This window comes from Streptomyces sp. LUP47B, assembly GCF_001746295.1.
GTDB lineage: Bacteria > Actinomycetota > Actinomycetes > Streptomycetales > Streptomycetaceae > Streptomyces.
On sequence record NZ_MJAH01000013.1, the window covers coordinates 157,216 to 177,193 of the forward strand.

Consider the following 19,978-nt stretch of genomic DNA (forward strand, 5'->3'; position numbering starts at 1 on the left):
GGGGAATCGGCGGCACGACAGCTACGGACGAACCGCCGGTCAGGCCTCCGCGGCCTCGTCGCCCTCGCCGGCCTCGCCCTCGGACTCCTCGGCCTGCGCGGCCAGGACCTGCAGGACGACGGTGTCGCCGTCGACGGCCAGCGTGGTGCCCTTCGGGAGGGTGATGTCCTTGGCGAGGACGGAGTCGCCGGCGGCCAGGCCCGCGATGGAGACGGTGACCGACTCGGGGATGTGCGTGGCCTCGGCCACGACCGGAAGCGCGTTCAGGACGTGCTCCAGCAGGTAGGCGCCCGGGGCCAGCTCGCCCTCGGTGTGGACGTAGATCTCGACGTTGACCTGCTCGCCGCGCTTGACCAGCTGGAGGTCGACGTGCTCGAGGTAGCCCTTGATCGGGTCACGCTGCACGGACTTCGGGATCGCCAGCTCGTTGCTCTTGCCGTCGATGTCCAGGGCGATCAGGACGTTCGACGTACGCAGCGCGAGCAGCAGCTCGTGGCCCGGGAGGGTCAGGTGGATCGGGTCGGAACCGCGACCGTACAGAACACCGGGAACCTTGTTGTCACGGCGGATACGGCGGGCGGCACCCTTGCCGAACTCCGAACGGGTCTCGGCGACGATCTTGACCTCGGACATGTGGATCACTCCTCGTAGATACAGCGGCGGACGTGGTCACCCGGCCACGAACGGCCTGCTACGAAGAGCGCGTCGATAACGGACCGCCGACACCTGCGCGAACAGGTACGGCCTCCCTCGCCGAGCAACTGGAGCAGTCTACTCGGAGAGGGAGGCCGTACCCAAAAGGATCTTCCGCAGAACCCTTACTGCTCGTCGAACAGGCTCGTCACCGAACCGTCCTCGAACACCTCACGCACCGCGCTCGCGATCGTCGGCGCGATCGACAGGACGGTCATCTTGTCCAGGTCCCGGCCCAGTTCACCCGGCGTCGGCAGGGTGTTGGTGAACACGAACTCGCTCACCCGGGAGTTCTTCAGCCGGTCCGCGGCCGGCCCGGACAGCACACCGTGGGTGGCCGTCACGATGACGTCCTCCGCGCCGTGCGCGAACAGCGCGTCCGCGGCGGCGCAGATCGTGCCGCCCGTGTCGATCATGTCGTCTACCAGGACACACACCCGGCCCTTGACCTCACCCACGACCTCGTGGACGGTCACCTGGTTCGCCACGTCCTTGTCGCGCCGCTTGTGCACGATCGCCAGCGGCGCACCCAGCCGGTCGCACCAGCGGTCCGCGACCCGCACCCGGCCCGCGTCCGGGGACACGACCGTCAGCTTGTCCCGGTCGACCTTGCGGCCCACGTAGTCCGCGAGCAGCGGGAGGGCGAAGAGGTGGTCGACAGGGCCGTCGAAGAAGCCCTGGATCTGGTCCGTGTGCAGATCGACGGTGAGCAGGCGGTCCGCGCCCGCCGTCTTCATCAGGTCCGCGATCAGCCGCGCCGAGATCGGTTCACGGCCACGGTGCTTCTTGTCCTGCCGCGCGTAACCGTAGAACGGCACGATGACCGTGATGGAGCGGGCCGACGCACGCTTCAGCGCGTCGATCATGATCAGCTGCTCCATGATCCACTGGTTGATCGGAGCCGTGTGGCTCTGGATCACGAAGCAGTCCGCACCGCGTGCCGACTCCTGGTAGCGGACGTAGATCTCGCCGTTCGCGAAGTCGAAAGCCTTCGTCGGGACGACCCCGACACCCAGCTGCTCGGCAACCTCCTTGGCAAGCTCGGGGTGGGCGCGGCCGGAGAAGAACATCATCTTCTTCTCGCCGGTCGTCTTGATCCCGGTCACAGCTGTCTCCTCAGAGGTGTTTCAACTGGGTGTGCAGTTATCACGGTACGACGACTTCGGCGCACCTGTTTCCGGTCAGTCCTCGCTCGTGCCCTCACGGGAAGCCGCCTCGGCGGCCTTCGCCGCCGCGCTCCCCGGACGCTTGCGGGCCACCCAGCCCTCGATATTCCGTTGCTGGCCACGGGCCACGGCCAGCGAACCGGGCGGCACATCCTTCGTGATCACCGACCCTGCGGCGGTGTACGCGCCGTCCCCGACCGTGACAGGCGCCACAAACATGTTGTCCGAACCCGTGCGGCAGTGCGACCCGACCGTCGTGTGGTGCTTGTCCTGACCGTCGTAGTTCACGAACACGCTCGCGGCGCCGATGTTCGTGTACTCACCGATCGTCGCGTCACCGACATAGGAGAGATGCGGGACCTTCGCCCCCTCCCCGATGCTCGCGTTCTTCGTCTCGACGTACGTGCCGATCTTGCCCTTCGCACCCAGCCGGCTGCCGGGGCGCAGATAGGCGAACGGACCCACGCTCGCGTGGTCGCCGATGTGGGAGCTGTAAGCGACGGTGTTGTCGACGCGCGCCCCCGCTCCGACGTGCGTGTCCGTGAGCCGGGTGTTGGGGCCCACCTCGGCGCCCTCGCCGAGGTGGGTGGAGCCGTGCAGCTGCGTGCCCGGGTGGACGACGGAGTCCTGGCCGAAGGTGACGTTCACGTCGACCCAGGTGGTGGCCGGGTCGAGGACGGTGACGCCGGAGAGCATGGCGCGGGTCAGCAGCCGGTCGTTGAGGATCCGCCGCGCCTCGGAGAGCTGTACGCGGTTGTTGATCCCGGCGATCTCACGGTGATCGACCGCGACGGAGGCGCCGACGCGGTGCCCGGCCTCACGGAGGATCCCGAGAACGTCGGTGAGGTACTCCTCACCCTGGGAGTTGTCGGTCCGCACCTTGCCCAGCGCATCGGCGAGGAGCTGCCCGTCGAAGGCGAAGACGCCCGAGTTGATCTCGCGGATGGCCCGCTGCGCCTCGGAGGCGTCCTTGTGCTCGACGATCGCGGTCACGGCGCCGGACACCGTGTCCCGCACGATCCGCCCGTACCCGGTCGCGTCCGGCACCTCGGCGGTCAGCACGGTGACCGCGTTCCCGTCCGTGGAGTGCGTGGCGGCAAGGGTGTTGAGGGTCTCGCCGGTCAGCAGCGGGGTGTCTCCGCACACGACGACGACGGTCCCGTCGATGCGGCCGCCGACCTCCTCCAGCGCCATCCGTACGGCGTGCCCGGTGCCGTTCTGCTGCGCCTGCACGGCGGTTCGTACGTCGGCGTCGGTGTCGGCGAGGTGGGCGGTGACCTGCTCCCGGGCGTGCCCCACGACCACGACGAGGTTCTCGGGGTCCAACTCGCGGGCGGCGGCGAGCACATGCCCGACGAGGCTGCGGCCACAGATCTCGTGCAGGACCTTGGGTGTGGCCGACTTCATACGGGTGCCCTCACCCGCTGCGAGAACGACGACGGCTGCCGGGCGAATGGCGCTCACGGGATGCCCTTCGGCTGTGGAGGGGGTGGGGTGACATCCGCAGGATACCGGGGCGTTTCCCGGGGGACATGAGAGTGGGCCCTGACAGTGCTGTCAGGGCCCGAACAGGGTGCGAACGGTGAGCGGCTCCCCCGCCAGGACTCGAACCCGGACAGATGGCACCAAAAGCCACAGTGCTGCCAATTACACCACGGGGGAATAACTTCGACTAAACCGGACATTCAGTCAGGTCGCCGAGTGGCGGCTCCTACTATGCCGTACCGGGCGCCTTCGACGCGACGGTACTGATCGGTGCCCCTGTGGACCCCGATGCCGGGGATATCGGGCGGTTTCGTGGTCGATCGGTCACTCAAGGTGGTGTAGGCCAGTCGGCGAAATGCACCGGAAAACCTCGCACGGCCGAACGTAGGCTGGAGGCATGACCACGACGGGGGAAGACACCACCGCGGCTCAGACGGGGCCGTGGTGGTGGGCACGGTGGCGCAGTGCGGTACTGGACGTGGGCCTGGCGTCGGCGTCCGCGGTGGAGTGCGCGTTCGAGGGGATCCGGTTCGCGGGAGACGCCGGGATCCCGATGGCCGCGGGGATCGTGTTCGGTGTGCTGGCGGGATCGGTGCTGGTCGTCCGGCGCAAGTGGCCGATCGCGGTCGTGCTCGTCTCGATCGCCATCACGCCCGCCCAGATGGGCTACCTCATGGGCATCGTCGGCCTGTACACGCTCGCCGCGTCCGAGCTGCCGCGCCGGATCATCGGCTCGCTGGCGGGGATGTCACTGGTCGGGATGCTGATCGTGATGTTCGTGCGGGTACGCCAGGACATGGCGCACGGCGAACTGGACCTGGGGGACTGGTTCGTCCCCTTCGCGTCGATCACGACGGCCATCGGGATGACGGCGCCGCCGCTGCTGCTCGGGCTGTACGTGGGCGCTCGGCGCCGGCTCATGGAGAGCCTGCGGGAGCGGGCCGACGATCTGGAGCGGGAGCTTCAGCTGCTCGCGGAGCGGGCCGAGGAGCGGGCCGAGTGGGCGCGCAACGAGGAGCGGACCCGGATCGCCCGCGAGATGCATGACGTGGTGGCGCATCGGGTGAGCCTGATGGTGGTGCACGCGGCCGCGCTTCAGGCCGTCGCCCGGAAGGACCCCGAGAAGGCCGTCAAGAACGCCGCCCTGGTGGGGGACATGGGGCGGCAGGCGCTGACCGAGCTGCGGGAGATGCTCGGGGTGCTGCGCAGTGGGGACGGTTTCGGGCGGCAGGAGCGGGCCGCGGTGCCACTCGTCGCGGTGGGGATGGCGGCGGCCGTGGCGGCCTCGCGGGCCGTGGACGAGGCCGACGGGCCCTGTCTGGACGATCTGGAGACGCTGATCGGGCAGTCGGCCGCGGCGGGGATGGCCGTGGATCTGTCGGTGGAGGGTGACGTGCGGTCGTATGCCGCGCGGATCGAGCAGACGGCGTTCCGGGTGGTGCAGGAGGCGCTGACGAACGTCCACAAGCACGCGGCGGGCGCGAAGACGCACGTACGGCTGGCGCACCGGGCCTCGGAGATCGCGATGCAGGTGGAGAACGAACCGCCGCCGGAGGTGCCCTCGCTCGCGTCGGCGCGGTTGCCCTCGGGCGGTAACGGCCTGGTGGGGATGAAGGAGCGGGTCTCCGCGCTGGGCGGGGTGTTCGTGTCGGGGCCGACGGACGCGGGGGGTTTCCGGGTGTCGGCGGTGATTCCGGCGGCGTGACGGGTGCCTCAGGGGCCCCTGGGCTCAGTCCGCGGTGAGCCGGGTCGGTTCGATGCCGGAGACGAGGCCGGCGAGGGCCTGGTCGATGTCGGGGCCGAGGTACCAGTCGCCGGTGTGGTCGAGGACGTAGACGCGGCCCTCGGTGTCGATGCACAGGACGGCCTGGGAGCCGGTCTCGGCGCCGAGCGGGCAGACCTCGGTGTCGAGGGCGCGGCCGAGGTCGGCGAGGGTGCGGGCCATGTGCAGACCGTGCAGCGGGTCGAGGTGGAGGTGGGCGGGGGCGACCTGGCGGCCGGGGCCGGTGGGGGTCAGGTGCAGTCCGCCGAACTCGGCCCAAGCCTCGACCGCGGCCGGGAACACGGCGTGCCGGTGTCCGGCCGGTGAGGTGTGTTCGCGCAGGGCGTCGGCCCAGATCTCGGCCTGCTTTATGTCCCAGCGTCCGGGCTGCCAGCCGGCGGCGCGCAGCACGGCGTCGACGGGGACGGGGAATCGGGTGGTGCCGGTGCGGTCGGGGTGCATGTGCCGTTCGCGTTCGTCGAGGTCATGGGGCGGGCGCCGTGGGTTGCGGCGGCGCCGTCGTACGGGTGGTACGGGTCATGCGGGTGGGGGGGGGTGTCAGCCGCCGTTCGCCGTCGGGTCGACGATGCGTACGCCGAAGTGGGCGCTCAGGGCGGCGCAGGCGCGGCAGGGGGCGGCGAAGCTGCCGTGCAGCGGGTCGCCGTCCTCGCGGATGCGGCGGGCGGTGAGCTTGGCCTGCTTCAGGGCGCGGCGGGCCTCGCCGTTGGTCATCGGTTTGCGACCGGCGCGCTTGCTGCGGGCGGCGTCGGCGGCGGCGATGTGCCGCGATATGAGCATGGTCTCGGCGCAGCGGCCGGTGAAGCGGTCGCGCCGGTCGCTGCCGAGGGTGTCGAGGAAGTCCTGGACGAGCGGGTGCAGCGGCGGGGCCTGGTCGCCGCGGGCCGCGGTGGAGGTGAGGGTGGCGCCGCGGACGGAGAGGGCGGCGGCGACCGTGGGCAGTATGCCGTCGCGGCGGTGGCGCAGCGCGGGCGCGTGGGGTCTCTCGGCGCTGCTCCAGCCGATGCGGGGATCGCCGTTGAGGCCGGCGTGCGGGCTGCCGTTCGCGCCGGTGGTCGTGCCCGTGTGCGGTCCTGTGTGCGGTCCCGTCTGCGTCGTGTTCATGATCGTCATCCCCTCCCGAGCATCCCCCGGAGGTCACAGACTGCCAAACGGCGAGGCTGGTGCGGAAGCTGGGGCGGTGCGACACGCCCGGTTCGGGCGGGCTGTCACGGCGGGGTGACGGCTGGTCACCGAAGCGGAGGGGGGCTGACCGGTGCCCGGTGACCGGTGTCGTCCTACCGCATAGGCTGTCCGCACCGCGATCCAAGTGGTCGCCGCGATGCGCGCGGTTGACGCGTGGAGACGGACGAGACAGTCGATACGGCGCGTGGCGGCCCTGCTTTGCCCAAGGGGTCGCCGCGAGTCGTACCAGAGTGCCGCAGGGGGCTTTCGCCATGACGACAGGTCGGCTCGGGCAACAAGCCGCGCCGCCGAACGCGGCCTACGCCGGGCAGGTCGTGCATTTCCCGGACCCGGTCCGGGCCACGCGTCATCCCAGAGGGGTACGGGTGGACGAGCGTGGCTACCCCGACTTCTCGCCGTACGCGCGGGCCGCCGCCGAGATCGCCGATCCGCCGGAGGGTTTCGGGGTCGACGAACTGCGGCTGACGGACTACGTGTCGGCGAACGCGGCGCTGTCGGCGACCGGTCACGATCTGTGGGACACGGTGCCGGCGGTGGCGACGCCGCACGGCTGGACGTGGCATCACGTGGTGGGGTCGCGGCGGCTCGAACTGGTCCCGGTCGAGGTGAAGGCACTGCTGCGGCATCACGGCGGGATCGCGACGACACGTGTCGACCAGAACAAGCGGGGGACGCGGCCGTTGCAGGAGACGCGTCCGGCGCATTTCGGGCTGCCGAAGTCGTCGGTGGCGGTGACCGAGTCGCAGGTGCAGGGGGTCGAGGAGGACCTGGGGTACCGGCTGCCGGGCGCGTACCGGTCGTTCCTGAAGGCGGCGGGCGGGTCGGCGCCGGTGGGGGCCGCGCTGGACGCGGAGCTGGGACTCCTGGTCGACCAGCCCTTCTTCACGGTGCGGGACGAGGCGGCCGTCAACGACCTCGTGTACGTCAACAAGTGCCTTCGCGACCATCTGACGAAGGACTACCTCGGTGTCGGCTTCGTCCAGGGCGGCCTGCTGGCCGTGAAGGTGAAGGGCGAGGGCACCGGATCCGTCTGGTTCTGTGCCTACGACGACGCGCGTGACGTCGATCCTTCGCTGCCGCCGGCGGAGCGCGTGCGGCGGCTGTTGCTGCCCTGTGGTGCGGACTTCGATGTGTTCCTGGCCCGACTGGCCGGCAATCCACCGGAGTTGGAGACGGTGGCGAACCTGATGGTGGACGGCGGTTTCGCGCGGTCCGTTCCGGTGTCCTCGGTGGGGGAGTGAACTGACCGATGGTGACGTTCGCGCAGGCGCAGGAGCGCGCGGAAGAGTGGATCAACGGGGATGTGCCGTCGTACCAGCACCGTGAGGTGCGGGTGCGCGAGTTCGACCTCGGGTTCGTGGTGTGGGCCGAGGACCGTGCGGAGGGACCGCGTTCGGACGGCGGTGCGCAGCGGCTGGTGATCGCCCGGGACAGCGGGGACGCCACGCTGTGGCCCTCGCTGCCGGTGGGTGAGGTGATCCGCCGGTACGAGGAGGCGTACGGCCGGGAGGACGGGGTCGAGGACGCGGCGGGCGCGCCCGCCGCGTCCCGGCTCGATCTGAACCAGACGTCGTTCCTTCTGACGCCACCGGAGTGGTTGCAGGACGCGGCGGACAAGCTGGGGATCGCGGGCGACGGTGCGGGGGCCGGGGTGAGGGCCGATTCCGGTGCCGATCCGGGTGCCGCGCCGGGGGCGCCCGCCGGGGCGAGGCCGTGGACCGGGACCGACACCAACGGGGGCGAGGACCTCTCCGTGGCATTGCCGGAGACGGTGTTCTCGGCGCCGGTGAACGGTGGCGGTAGCGGTAGCGCTACGGAGGAAGGGGCTTCGTCGGCCTTGGAGGGCTCGGAGATCGCGGAAGTCTCGGAGGGCGTGGACGTCCAGGAGGTCTCGGACGTCTCGGAGGACTCGGGGCTCTCGGAAGTCTCGGACTCCAGGACGGCGCGGATTTCGGGGGGTGGACGGGGGGCTACGCCGCCGGGTCCGTCTTCGTACGGTTATCCGCAGGGTGCGGGTGGGTCGGGCGCCGCTGGTTCTCCGCCTCCGGCGGGGGCGTCCTCGTACGGTTATCCGCAGGCGCCCGGTGGTGGTGTTGGGGCGCCGCAGCCGCCGGGTGTGCCTGGCGCTCCCGGTGCTCCGGGGCCCGCGCCGAGTGCCGGGGACATCGCCGATGTCGCCACCAGCAAGTTGGCGCCACCCTCGCGCGGGGCGCAGGCCGGGGGACCGACCCCGCCGCCTCCGCCGGGTCCTCCCGGGGTGCCCGGTGCGCGGCCCGGGGGCTCGGCTCCGCCGCCCGCTCCTGGTGCGCCGGGGGGCGGGTACGTGCCCACCCAGTTCGTGTCGGCGCCGGGTGCCGAGGGGCCTTCGGGATCGGGGGCACCGCAGCCTCCGGGGGCGCCGTCTGCTCCTGGTGGTGCCGGGACTCCGCCTCCACCTGGGGCTACGGGTATGCCGAACTCGTCCGGCGGCCCGGGGTTTCCGGGGGCGCCGGGTTCTGGCGGTTCGGGCGTGCCGCAGGGTTCTGGTGGCCAGGGTTCATCGCGGTTCCCGGGTGCGTCGGGTGGGTCTGGTGTTGCGCATGCGCCTGGTGGTCCGGGTGCGCCGCAGGGTGCTGGTGGCCAGGGTTCATCACGGGTCCCGGGTGCGTCGGGTGGGTCTGGTGTTGCGCATGCGCCTGGTGGTCCGGGTGCGCCGCAGGGTGCTGGTGGCCAGGGTCCATCGCAGTTTCCGGATGTGCCGGGTGGGTCTGGTGTTCCGCAGCCGCCCGGTGCTCTGGGCGTACAGCAAGTGCCGGGTGCTCCCGGCGCGCCGCAGCCTCCTGGTGCGCCCGGTTTTCCACGGACCTCGTCTGGGGCCGTGCATCACGCGGAGACCGTGTTGTCCTCGCCCCCGGCGGGCGGCCCCGGCATGCCTCCGCCGCCGCAAGCCCCCGGCCGTCCTGGTGCCCCCGGAACCCCGGGCTCTCCCAGCGCCCCCGGGGTCCCTGGAACCCTCGGCGCCCCTGGGGCGGCCCCGGCCGCTCCGCAGCCGATGCCGCCCGGCACGATGCCGCCCCCGCCTCCGGGTGCCGTACCGTCCCCGGGCCCGATGCCTCCGCCCGGCCAGCCCGGGCCAGCGCAGTCCCCGTCCGGGCAGCCGATGCCGGGACCGTCCGCGCCAGAGCAGTCTCCGTCCGGGCAGCCGATGTCGGGACAGCCGGCGCCGGGTCAGTCTCTGTCTGGGCAGCCCGCGCCGGGGCAGCCCGCGCCGGGACAGCCTCCGTCCGGACACCCGATGCCAGGACAGCCCGCCCCAGGTCAGACCGCGACCGGTCGGCCCGGGCCCGGTCAGCCCCCGGCCTACGGCTACCCCCAGCAAACGCAGCCCACTGTCGGGCCCGGGTATCAGGCCGTCCTTCGGTACCGGGCGCAGGACGGGTCGGAGCAGCAGTTGATCCGGCGGTCGGCGCCGGGCACCCCGCACCCCGAGTGGCAGATCTTCCACGAGCTGCGGGGCATGAACGTCCCCCCGGACCAAGTGCTGGAACTGCACACCGAGTTGGAGTCGTGCGAGCTGCCGGGGGCGTACTGCGCGCGCATGATCCGCGAACAGTGGCCGCAGGCGCGGATCGCGAGCATCGCGCCGTACGGCACGGATCACGCCAGCCGGCAGCAGGGCATGCAGCAACTGCTGGCGCACCAGGGCGAGTTGCACCAGGTGGCGGATGGGCCGGCCCGCCCCGCGCCGGTGCGCGCGCCGCTGCCGCCCGTCCAGGCCGCGCCGCCGATCCCCCCGGAGGGCGTGGCGCAGGAGCTGGCGGGGGCTTTCGGCCCCGGCATCTTCCGGTTCGAGCAGGCCGCGGTGTCCCGTCAGGGCGTACCGCCGGTCGTCGCGCACTCGCTGGTCGTGGCGGGGTTGCCGTTGGACATGGGCCCGTTCTTCTGGGCGCAGGCCCAGCCGGGGCGTCCGGTGCCGACGCTGGCGGAGCTGGCGGCCGAGCGCGGGGTGCAGCCGGCCTCCGACGCGGGCTCGTACCTCGTCATGGGCAGCGACTTCGGCAAGGCGGTCTGCGTGCAGTACGGGACGGCGAACATCGTCGCCGTACCCGTCGAGGCGGGCCCCGGCGGAGCCCCCGTACCGCCGCAGTTCGTGAACACGGGCCTGCCCGAGTTCCAGCGCTGTCTGGCACTGCTCGGCCGGATGTGGCGGCTTCGCTTCGGCCTGAACCAGGAGCAGGCGGGTCGTTGGACCGTCGACTTCCAGGCCCAGCTGGCCTCGCTCGATCCGGCGGCGCTGGGTTCGCCGGAGAGCTGGTGGTCGGTGTTGCTGGAGCAGATGTGGGACGGGCTGCTGTGACGCCCCGCCGCCGCTGATCCGTACGTGTGCATGAAGGGCCGGGCCGGTCGTGTGACCGGGCCCGGCCCTTTCGCGTGCGTGCGATGACGACCGTCATGACCGGGACCTGTACGCGGAGTGTCGCGTTATGAACATTTCCGTCCGATACATCAAGATGTGCGCGAAATCATCATTTCGTGTCCGTTCGTGTTGTTTCTGCGGAGAGGGGTTCCAGGATGAGCAGCGCACCGGTGTCGCCGCAGGGGTTCGTGGCCGTGCGAGGGCGCGGCTACCGCCCCGAAGAGGTCGACGAGTACGCCGCCGCCCTGTCCCAGGACCGTGACGCCGCCTGGGAACGGGCCGCCCGTCTCACCGTGCTCGCCCGGGAGATGGAGGCGGAGGTGGTGCTCCTGCGGGAGGTCGTGGCGGGGCTGGCACCGCAGGCGTACGAGGCGCTCGGCGAGGGTGCGCGGCGGCTTTTCGAAATGGTGCAGGAGGAGGCCGCGGACATCCGGGAGAGGGCGCGACAGGAGGCGCAGCGCCTCGCGGACGAGGCACAGGCGCACGCCGACGGCGTACGGGATGCCGCACAGGCGTACGCCGACACCGTGCTCGGCGAGGCCGACGAACGCGCCCGTCAGCGGCTGCTCGCCGCGCGCGCGGAGGCCGACGACATCCGGGTCGCCGCCCGGCGTGAGGTGAAAGCGGGGCGCGGAGAGGCGCTCGCCGCGCTGCGTGACGTACGCCAGCGCACTATCGGGATGCTCGCAGAGCAGGCCGAGGAGCATGCGGAGCGATGGGCCGAGGTGGAGCGGGCGGAGGAGAGGCGGGCGGCCGAGGCGGACGCGCGGGGCGCCGAACGGGTGGCGCGGGCGGAGGCGGCACTGTCGGACGCGCAGCGGGAGTTCGCGGAGGCGGAGGCGTTGGCGGGACCGCTCGAGGAGGACGCACGCGCGCGTGCGGCGGAGATCCTCGCGGAAGCGCGGGCCCAGGAGGAGCGGATCGCCGGGGAGACGGAACGGGTGCTGCGAAAGCACGCGGAACACCGGGACGAGGTACAGGCCCAGATGGACCACGTACGCAGCAGCCTGACGGCCCTGACGGGAACAGCAGCGACGGAGTGACAGCCGGTGCGGCCGCGGCGGCGGGGGCAGCTGGACGGTGAGGCAGTAGAGGGCCGTCGGGGCAACGAGTCGGCAAGGGCAGCTGGGCCAGCCTGGACAGTCAGGGCGGCCAGGGCAGCTGGACCGTCAGGGCAGCAAGGCGGCGAGAGCAGCCGGGCAAGGGCGGTTGGGCCGGCCTGGGCAGTTGGGGCAGCCGGACAGTCAGGGCGGCCAGGGCACTGGGGCCGTCGGACCAGCTGCCCAGGGGCGCAGGCCGGACGCCGCCCACCCACACCCACCCAGGGGCGCGGGGAACTGCGCGACCAGCCCCCACCGACCCGCACCCGACAGACGACCCCCTACCCCCCCCGGACCCCCGGCCCACCGACCCGCACCCGACAGACGCCCCCCGACCCCCCGGCCCACCGCCACGCACCCGACAAACGAACCCCCGGTTCACCCCCTCCGCACGGCCCCCGCCAAGATCCACCCCTCCACCGCCTCGTACTGCCGCCGCTGCTCCTCCGCCTTCCGCCGCCCGGAAATCACCGTCCCCAGCCACCCGAACAAGAACCCCGCCGGAATGGACACCAGCCCCGTCGTCGTGAACGGCAGCCAGTTGAAGTCGGCTTCGGGGAACGCGGACACCGGCGACCCCGACACAAGATTCGTGCCCGGCATCAGCAGCAGCACCGTCAGCGTGCCGCCGATCAGCGTGCACAGCAGTCCCGTTCGCGTGTAACGCCGCCAGAACAGGCTGTACACGAGCGCCGGCGCCAGCGCGGAAGCGCCCACGCAGAAGGACAGGATCACCAGCGGCTGCAGAGTGCGGTGCTGGATCAGCGTCGCGAGGAAGATCGTGGGGACACCGACCGCCAGCGCGGACACCCGGGCCAGCAGAATCTCGCGGTGCGCCGGCATCGACCGGGCCCGCGCCGCGAACACGTCATGCGCAAGGGAGTTGGCGCAGGCGAGGATCATGCCGGCGACGGAGGCGAGGAGGGTGAGGAAGAGCGCCGTGGTGACCGTGGTGAAAAGAAACGTCTCTCCGGTCGACACCTCGGGCCCGAACACCGCCCGCGAGCCCAGCAGATACGCCGTGTTGCCCTGCGGATCCGCCTCCGCGATCACCGCCCGCCCCATCATCGCCGTCGCCCCGACCCCGACGACCGTGATGATCAGGACGAACACGGCCACCGACGACACCGCCCAGGACATCGAACGGCGCACCTGACGTGCACTGGACGCGGTGTACATGCGCATGGTGACGTGCGGCAGACACGCCCCGCCGATGACGACCGCGAGCTGCGAGGCGATCATGTCGAGGCGCGGGTACGGCCCGCCCGCGAACTCCAGGCCGGAGCGCAGGTAGGCCGGCCCCACCCCGCTCTGCCGGGCCGCCGTGTCGAACAGCGCCGCGACGTCCCAGTCGAACCGGTTCATGACCAGTACGGCGACCACGGCACCGGATCCGAGGAGCATGACGATCTTCATGATCTGGATGAGCGCGGTGCCCTTCATACCGCCGATGGCCGCGTAACTGATCATCAGGATGCCCAGGCCGATGATGACCCCCGTCTTCAGGGAGTCACCGGAGAATCCGAGGATGAACGCCAGCAGTTGGCCGGTGCCGGCGAGCTGTACCAGCATCAGCGGCAGCAGCGCTGCGAGGGTGACCAGGCACGCGGCGATGCGTACCGCACGGCCCGGCATCCGGCGCGCGAGCGCGTCGCCCATGGTGAACAGGCCCGCGTTGCGCAGGGGTTCGGCCAGCAGGAACATCAGCAGCATCAGCGACAGGACCGTGCTCAGCGCGAGGACGATGCCGTCGTAGCCGCAGAGCGCGATGACCCCGCCGGTGCCGAGGACGGTCGCGGCGGAGATGTAGTCGCCCGCGATGGCGAGGCCGTTGCGCATGGCGGACAGGGAGCTGTAGCCGGTGTAGAACTCGTCGAGGTCGTCGCGGTCCGGGCCGGTCATCACGCACAGCAGAAGGGTGATGGTGGCGACGGCGGAGAACGCCACCAGGCTCATCGCCTGCGCGGAGTCGCTGAAGCCGGTCATCGCTCGCCCGCCCCTCGCCTGGCGTCCACCTCGGACTGCTTGCGGATGCGGTCCGCGAGCGGGTCGACGTAGCGGCGCGCGGTGTGCTCGTACACGGCGATCGCCAGCCAGGTGACGGGCAGTTGGAGCAGGGCGAGGAGCAGTCCTGTGGGCAGACCGTCGGTGACGCTGCTCGCCATGAAGGACGGCGCGTACGCGGACAGCACCAGGAAGAGCGTGAAGTACCCGAGCGCGGTGAGCGTGGCGGTGCGGCGCTGCCAGCGGTAGGCGCTGCGCAGGATCCGCAGGTCGCTGTGGTGGCCGAGCGGGGAGCGGTGGCTCGGGCGCCTGGTGACCGGTTCGGGCGGTGGGGAGGGTGGCTGCCAGGGGTAGGAGGGATACGGCTGTGACGGGTCGTAAGACACCCGGTGCTCCTTGCGAGGCTCGGGCCCGACGTGGCGGGCCGCAGGGAGTTGGGGGGTGGACGGGGGAGCGGAGCCCCGCACGTTACTCGGCGGTTCGGAGTTGTACAGCCTTTTCGACAAACTGATCGGTCGGTATGCGCTTACTTCTCTGACCTGCGGTGTTACCCCCGTTAACTCAGACTTTTCGTCTCACCACAGCGTGCTCGGGCCCTTACGTCGGGTGCACGGAAGTGTGTTCGCCGCAGACCGGGCGGCTCGTTCACTGCTCCTCGAGCACCGGAAACCGTCGCGGCGCCAGCACCAGCAGCACCACGAACGCCAGGGCCGCCGCGCACCCCGCTCCCACGTACACCGTGTGCACCGCCTCCGCGATGGCCGCGCGGGTCGTCTCCGGGGCCGTGCCGGCGTCCAACGCGCGCGTGACGGAGTCGAGGTCGCTCGCGCCGCCCAGGCGTGCGGCCAGCACGCCGTTGGCCACCGCGCCGAAGACCGCCGCGCCCACCGTCTGGCCGGTCTGGCGGCAGAAGAGGACGGACGCCGTGGTCGTGCCGCGTTCCGCCCAGCCGACCGTCGACTGGACCCCGACGATCAGGGGGAGTTGGAACAGTCCCAGCGCGCCGCCCAGGAGCAGCATCAGCAGGGTCGGCTGCCAGGCCGCGCCCGGGTAGGGGAGGAAGGGGAAGGCGAACAGGATCAGGGCCGCCATGCCGATGCCCAGCATCGCCGTGTTGCGGAAGCCGATGCGCCGGTACACGTGCTGGCTCAGGGCCGCCGACACCGGCCAGCTCAACGTCCATACCGACAGCACGAATCCGGCGGCGACCGGGGTGAGGCCGAGCACCGACTGGGCGTACGTCGGCAGGAAGACCGTGGGGGCGACCATGAGGAGTCCCAGGGCGCCCAGTGCCAGGTTCACCGCGGCGATCGTGCGGCGGCGCCACACCCAGCCGGGGATGATCGGCTCCGCGGCCCGGCGTTCGATCAGGACCACCGCGGCCACCAGGGCGAGTCCCGTGCCGAACAGGCCCACTGACGGCCACGACAGCCACGCCCAGGCCACCCCGCCCTGCACGAGCGCCGTCAGCAGCACGCCCCCGCACGCGAACACCGCGAGCGCGCCCGCCCAGTCGACACGCGCGCGCGTGGCCGCCGTGTCGCGAGAGGCGCGCTGCGGCTCGTGCAGGTACCGGACGATCAGCCACAGCGCCACCGCGCCGATCGGCAGGTTGACCAGGAAGATCCACCGCCAGTCCGCGTACGCGGCGAGCACCCCGCCGATCCCCGGCCCCGCGACCGCCGCCACGGCCCACACCGTGGACAGCTTGGCCTGGATCTTCGGGCGTTCCTCGAGCGGGTACAGATCGGCGGCGAGCGTCTGGACCGTGCCCTGAAGGGCCCCGCCGCCCAGCCCCTGGACGACCCGGAACGCGATCAGCGCCCCCATGTTCCACGCCACCGCGCACAGCAGCGAGCCGAGCAGGAACACCGCCGAGCCCACGATCAGCACCGGCTTGCGCCCGAAGGTGTCGGAGAGCTTGCCGTAGACCGGCAGCGTCACCGTCACGGCCAGCAGATAGCCGGAGAACAGCCAGGAGAAGACCGAGAAGCCGCCCAGGTCGCCGACGATCTGCGGGACCGCCGTGGAGACGATGGTGGCGTCCAGGGCCGCGAGGGCCATCGCCAGCATCAGGGCCGCTACGACAGCCCCGCGCCGGTTCGTGGAGACGTGCCGCGCGGGCTCCCGTATCGCCGGCTTGGTGTCGTCCACGCGGATTCCTTCCCCCTGCATCTATCTGCCGGCGACCACTCTCCCACTTGAACCTCACGCGGCGGCAGGGTGCAGCCTCGCTGCACCGGAGGGTGGAGCCGTACCCCGAGCTCGCCTCCACCTGGCGGTGGACTGCCCCTAGGGGTACCTCCGTACTACGGCTCGGGGAGGGTTCGTACCCCCGGAGGAGGAGAAGGGGCATGGTCCGTCCTTAACCTGGCTTTACGCCGCTGGGGAGGGGACGACCGGATCGGCGGGGGTGGGGTTTTCCCCCGTAGAAGAGGGTGCTGAGCACCAGCGCGCCGGACCGTCTCGCGGCACCAGACTGAACGTCGTACCCAAGCAACGAACCGATCGCCCTGCTGATCGGCTGTTGATTCACTGACCGACATAGGAGAAATACCGTGACATCGGCTGTAACCATCACCAGGCACGGGGGCACTGGAGGGCGTACGGCCGTTGCCGCGCGGGCGCGGCAGGTCGTCAAGGCATACGGGTCCGGCGAGACCCGCGTCGTCGCCCTCGACCATGTGGACGTGGACATCGCTCGCGGACAGTTCACCGCGATCATGGGCCCCTCGGGGTCCGGCAAGTCCACCCTCATGCACTGCCTCGCCGGTCTCGACACCGTGACGGGCGGTCAGATCTACCTCGACGACACCGAGATCACCGGCCTGAAGGACAAGAAGCTCACACAGCTGCGCCGGGACCGGGTCGGATTCATCTTCCAGGCGTTCAACCTGCTGCCGACGCTCAACGCGCTCGAGAACATCACGCTGCCCATGGACATCGCCGGGCGCAAGCCCGACAAGCAGTGGCTCGCACGCGTGGTGGACACCGTTGGACTTTCCGACCGACTCAAGCACCGGCCCACCCAGCTCTCCGGCGGACAGCAGCAGCGTGTCGCCGTGGCCCGCGCCCTGGCGGCGCGTCCCGAGATCATCTTCGGTGACGAGCCGACCGGAAACCTCGACTCGCGCGCGGGTGCCGAGGTACTGGGCTTCCTGCGCCGCTCCGTCGACGAGCTCGGGCAGACCATCGTGATCGTCACGCACGACCCGGTGGCCGCCTCGTACTCGGACCGCGTGCTGTACCTCGCCGACGGCCGGATCGTCGACGAGATGTACAAGCCCACCGCGGAGGCCGTCCTGGACCGCATGAAGGACTTCGACGCCCGGGGGCGTACGTCATGACCGTCATGAAGACCTCCATGCGCAACTTCTTCGCGCACAAGGGACGCATGGCCCTGTCGGCCGTGGCGGTCCTGCTGTCGGTCGCCTTCGTCTGCGGGACGCTGGTGTTCACCGACACGATGAACACCACCTTCGACAAGCTCTTCGCGGCCACGTCCTCGGATGTGACGGTGAGCGCCAAGGGCGCCTCCGACAGCGGCGAGACGACCTCGGACAACGGCAAGCCGCCGGTCATGCCGGCCTCCGTGCTGGGCAAGGTGCGCGAGGCGCAGGGCGTGAAGACGGCGGAGGGAACCGTCTTCTCGACCTCGGTGACCGTCGTGGACGCCGACAAGGAAAGCCTCTCGCCGTCCGGCGGCGGCCCGACCATCGTCGGCAACTGGAACCGCAACGACGCCCGCACCATGAAGATCACCTCCGGTGCGGCGCCGAAGAACTCCGGCCAGGTCATGGTCGACAAGGACACCGTCGACAAGCACCACCTGAAGCTCGGTGACGAGATCGGCGTCATCAGCGCGGTCGGCACCCACACCGCGAAGATCTCCGGCGTCGCCGAGTTCCAGGTCACCAACCCCGGTGCCGCGCTCTTCTACCTGGACACCAAGACCGCCCAGGAGAGCCTGGTCGGTGAGACGGGCGTGTTCACGAACGTCAACGTCACGGCCGCCTCCGGGGTCACCGACGCCCGGTTGAAGCAGAACGTCGCGGCCGAACTCGGCGGCGCCTACAAGGTGCAGACGGCCAAGGAGACCGCCGACGCCAACCAGAAGGACGTCGAGAGCTTCATGAGCGTCATGAAGTACGCGATGCTCGGCTTCGCCGGGATCGCCTTCCTCGTCGGCATCTTCCTGATCATCAACACCTTCTCGATGCTCGTCGCGCAGCGGACCCGTGAGATCGGCCTGATGCGGGCCATCGGGTCCAGCCGCAAGCAGGTCAACCGTTCCGTGCTGGTCGAGGCGCTGCTGCTGGGCGTGACCGGTTCGGTGCTCGGGGTCGGCGCCGGCGTCGGCCTCGCGGTCGGCCTGATGAAACTCATGAGCTCCCTGGGCATACACCTGTCGACCAGCGATCTGACGGTCGCCTGGACGACCCCGGTGGTCGGACTGCTCCTCGGTGTGGTCGTCACGGTGCTGGCCGCCTGGCTGCCGGCCCGCCGCGCGGGCAAGGTCTCGCCCATGGCCGCCCTCCGCGACGCGGGCGCCCCCGCCGACGCCAAGGCGGGCCGCGTACGGGCCCTGCTGGGTACGCTCCTGACCGCCGGCGGCGGCTACGCGCTCTACCTGGTCACCCAGGCGGACAAGGCCAAGGAGGGCTCCCTGTGGCTCGGCCTCGGCGTGGTGCTCTCCCTGATCGGCTTCGTCGTGATCGGCCCGCTCCTCGCGGGTGGTGTGGTGCGCGTCCTGGGCGCGGTCGTCCTCAGGGTGTTCGGTCCGGTCGGCCGCATGGCCGAGCGCAACGCCCTGCGCAACCCGCGCCGTACGGGAGCCACGGCCGCCGCCCTGATGATCGGCCTCGCGCTGGTCGCCTGTCTGTCGGTCGTCGGTTCGTCCATGGTCGCCTCGGCCACGGACGAGCTCGACAAGACGGTCGGCACGGACTTCATCATCCAGTCCGACAGCGGGCAGCTGGTCACCCCGGCCGCGGTCAAGGCCGTGAAGGACACGCCGGGCCTGGCGCACGTCACCGAGTACAGGACCACGGAGGCCGACTACACGACCCCTGACGGCAAGACGCTCAAGGACACGGACATCACGGCGGCCGACCCGTCCTACGCGACCGACCTGCAGACCAAGACCGTCGCGGGGAAGCTCGCCGACGCCTACCGGCCCGACTCGATGTCCGTGCACGAGAAGTTCGCCAAGGCGCACGGGATCCACCTGGGTTCGAAGATCAAGGTCGCCTTCAAGGACGGTGCCGCCGCCGAGTTGACGGTCCGGGCGATCACCAGCAGTGACGTCGTCATCGACGCGGGTTCGAAGTACATCTCGATCGCCACGCTCGCCAAGTACGTGCCGGCCGACAAGATGCCGCTCGACCAGTTGGTCTTCGCCAACGCCAAGGACGGGCAGCAGGACGCCGCGTACAAGTCGCTGAAGTCGGCGCTGCACGACTATCCGCAGTACACCGTGCGCGACCAGACCGACTACAAGGAAGCCTTCAAGGACCAGATCGGGCAGCTCCTGAACATGATCTACGGCCTGCTGGCCCTCGCGATCATCGTCGCGATCCTGGGTGTCGTGAACACCCTGGCGCTCTCCGTGGTCGAGCGGACGAGGGAGATCGGCCTCATGCGGGCGATCGGCCTCTCGCGGCGCCAGCTGCGGCGGATGATCCGCATGGAGTCGGTGGTCATCGCGCTCTTCGGCGCGCTGCTGGGGCTGGGTCTGGGCATGGGCTGGGGCGCGACCGCCCAGAAGCTCCTTGCCCTGGAGGGCCTGAAGGTCCTGGAGATCCCCTGGCCGACAATCATCGGCGTCTTCGTCGGATCGGCCTTCGTGGGCCTGTTCGCCGCCCTGATCCCGGCGTTCCGGGCGGGCCGGATGAACGTCCTGAAGGCGATCGCGACCGAGTAGTTGCCCCGGGGGGATGGGGGAGCGAGCCGTCCCGGGGGGATGGGGGGAGCCGTCCCGGGGGACGGGGGAACGCCCGGCGCCGAGAAGTCACGGGGGACTTCTCGGCGCCGGGTTCTTCGTTGTCCACAGGGACAGCTCGTCGGTTCTCCACTGTCCACAGGGCGGCGCCGGCGAGGCCTCGTTGTCCACAGGCTCCGACGGCCGGGCCGAGGCCGTCGTAGGCTGGAGACCCCCCGGCCCTTCGTT

At 70.9% G+C, this 19,978-nt stretch carries 14 protein-coding genes and 1 tRNA gene; 6 read left to right on the forward strand and 9 right to left on the reverse strand.

Features of this window, described 5'->3' with window-relative positions; all coding sequences use genetic code 11:
* Positions 1–39 precede the first annotated feature (39 nt).
* From BFN33_RS33745 to BFN33_RS33760, 4 genes are all read right to left on the reverse strand, one after another.
* Positions 40–633 (reverse strand): 50S ribosomal protein L25/general stress protein Ctc, encoded by a 594-nt coding sequence (locus BFN33_RS33745; protein WP_069763980.1) that lies wholly within the window; start codon positions 631–633, stop codon positions 40–42.
* A gap of 185 nt (positions 634–818) precedes the next feature.
* A complete protein-coding gene (locus BFN33_RS33750) occupies positions 819–1,799 on the reverse strand; it encodes a ribose-phosphate diphosphokinase (RefSeq protein ID WP_057610401.1) in 981 nt (326 codons plus the stop codon).
* A 75-nt stretch (positions 1,800–1,874) separates the two neighbouring features.
* Positions 1,875–3,323: a bifunctional UDP-N-acetylglucosamine diphosphorylase/glucosamine-1-phosphate N-acetyltransferase GlmU gene (gene glmU, locus BFN33_RS33755; RefSeq protein ID WP_079141134.1), complete on the reverse strand. Its 1,449-nt coding sequence runs from the start codon at positions 3,321–3,323 to the stop codon at positions 1,875–1,877.
* A 126-nt stretch (positions 3,324–3,449) separates the two neighbouring features.
* Positions 3,450–3,521, reverse strand: a tRNA-Gln gene (locus BFN33_RS33760).
* 220 nt (positions 3,522–3,741) lie between these two features.
* On the opposite strand from BFN33_RS33760, the gene BFN33_RS33765 reads away from it, so the two are divergent.
* On the forward strand, positions 3,742–5,049 hold the full coding sequence (locus BFN33_RS33765; protein ID WP_069763982.1) for a sensor histidine kinase: 1,308 nt from the start codon (positions 3,742–3,744) through the stop codon (positions 5,047–5,049).
* Between the two features lie 24 nt (positions 5,050–5,073).
* Here the strand turns inward: BFN33_RS33765 and BFN33_RS33770 are convergent, their stop codons facing one another.
* Both BFN33_RS33770 and BFN33_RS33775 read right to left on the reverse strand, forming a co-directional pair.
* Entirely contained in the window at positions 5,074–5,568 is a 495-nt protein-coding gene (locus BFN33_RS33770) for an SUKH-3 domain-containing protein (protein WP_069763983.1), read from the reverse strand.
* Between the two features lie 96 nt (positions 5,569–5,664).
* Positions 5,665–6,237 carry a YwqJ-related putative deaminase gene (locus BFN33_RS33775; RefSeq protein ID WP_069763984.1) on the reverse strand — a complete coding sequence of 191 codons (573 nt, stop codon included), beginning with the start codon at positions 6,235–6,237 and terminating at the stop codon, positions 5,665–5,667.
* Positions 6,238–6,560: 323 nt separating this feature from the next.
* On the opposite strand from BFN33_RS33775, the gene BFN33_RS33780 reads away from it, so the two are divergent.
* The 3 genes from BFN33_RS33780 (at position 6,561) to BFN33_RS33790 (ending at position 11,748) form a co-directional block, all read left to right on the forward strand.
* Positions 6,561–7,550 carry an SMI1/KNR4 family protein gene (locus BFN33_RS33780; protein WP_079141135.1) on the forward strand — a complete coding sequence of 330 codons (990 nt, stop codon included), beginning with the start codon at positions 6,561–6,563 and terminating at the stop codon, positions 7,548–7,550.
* A gap of 8 nt (positions 7,551–7,558) precedes the next feature.
* On the forward strand, positions 7,559–10,645 hold the full coding sequence (locus BFN33_RS50405; RefSeq protein WP_079141136.1) for an SUKH-4 family immunity protein: 3,087 nt from the start codon (positions 7,559–7,561) through the stop codon (positions 10,643–10,645).
* A gap of 215 nt (positions 10,646–10,860) precedes the next feature.
* Positions 10,861–11,748, forward strand: coding sequence for a cellulose-binding protein (locus BFN33_RS33790; RefSeq protein WP_069763987.1), 888 nt, complete (start codon positions 10,861–10,863; stop codon positions 11,746–11,748).
* 435 nt (positions 11,749–12,183) lie between these two features.
* Here BFN33_RS33790 and BFN33_RS33795 read toward each other — a convergent pair whose 3' ends face one another.
* From BFN33_RS33795 to BFN33_RS33805, 3 genes are all read right to left on the reverse strand, one after another.
* The gene (locus BFN33_RS33795; RefSeq protein ID WP_069763988.1) at positions 12,184–13,791 is read right to left on the reverse strand and encodes a cation acetate symporter; all 1,608 of its coding nucleotides are present in this window, start codon (positions 13,789–13,791) and stop codon (positions 12,184–12,186) included.
* Complete coding sequence (locus BFN33_RS33800) at positions 13,788–14,195, reverse strand: DUF485 domain-containing protein (protein ID WP_069763989.1); 408 nt, start codon at positions 14,193–14,195, stop codon at positions 13,788–13,790. The genes BFN33_RS33795 and BFN33_RS33800 overlap by 4 nt, the downstream gene beginning before the upstream one ends.
* A gap of 259 nt (positions 14,196–14,454) precedes the next feature.
* On the reverse strand, positions 14,455–15,963 hold the full coding sequence (locus tag BFN33_RS33805; protein ID WP_088245444.1) for an MFS transporter: 1,509 nt from the start codon (positions 15,961–15,963) through the stop codon (positions 14,455–14,457).
* A 404-nt stretch (positions 15,964–16,367) separates the two neighbouring features.
* Between BFN33_RS33805 and BFN33_RS33810 the strand changes: the two genes are divergently transcribed.
* Positions 16,368–17,156: an ABC transporter ATP-binding protein gene (locus tag BFN33_RS33810; protein ID WP_069763991.1), complete on the forward strand. Its 789-nt coding sequence runs from the start codon at positions 16,368–16,370 to the stop codon at positions 17,154–17,156.
* Positions 17,153–19,732 (forward strand): ABC transporter permease, encoded by a 2,580-nt coding sequence (locus BFN33_RS33815; RefSeq protein WP_069763992.1) that lies wholly within the window; start codon positions 17,153–17,155, stop codon positions 19,730–19,732. The genes BFN33_RS33810 and BFN33_RS33815 overlap by 4 nt, the downstream gene beginning before the upstream one ends.
* Positions 19,733–19,978: the final 246 nt, after the last annotated feature.

Bases quoted from the DNA above. Each gene is read 5' to 3' on its own strand.
- BFN33_RS33745 (WP_069763980.1), bottom strand. From the start codon at position 633: ATGTCCGAGGTCAAGATCGTCGCCGAGACCCGTTCGGAGTTCGGCAAG.
- BFN33_RS33765 (WP_069763982.1), top strand. From the start codon at position 3,742: ATGACCACGACGGGGGAAGACACCACCGCGGCTCAGACGGGGCCGTGG.
- BFN33_RS33770 (WP_069763983.1), bottom strand. From the start codon at position 5,568: ATGCACCCCGACCGCACCGGCACCACCCGATTCCCCGTCCCCGTCGAC.
- BFN33_RS33775 (WP_069763984.1), bottom strand. From the start codon at position 6,237: ATGACGATCATGAACACGACGCAGACGGGACCGCACACAGGACCGCAC.
- BFN33_RS33780 (WP_079141135.1), top strand. From the start codon at position 6,561: ATGACGACAGGTCGGCTCGGGCAACAAGCCGCGCCGCCGAACGCGGCC.
- BFN33_RS50405 (WP_079141136.1), top strand. From the start codon at position 7,559: ATGGTGACGTTCGCGCAGGCGCAGGAGCGCGCGGAAGAGTGGATCAAC.
- BFN33_RS33790 (WP_069763987.1), top strand. From the start codon at position 10,861: ATGAGCAGCGCACCGGTGTCGCCGCAGGGGTTCGTGGCCGTGCGAGGG.
- BFN33_RS33795 (WP_069763988.1), bottom strand. From the start codon at position 13,791: ATGACCGGCTTCAGCGACTCCGCGCAGGCGATGAGCCTGGTGGCGTTC.
- BFN33_RS33815 (WP_069763992.1), top strand. From the start codon at position 17,153: ATGACCGTCATGAAGACCTCCATGCGCAACTTCTTCGCGCACAAGGGA.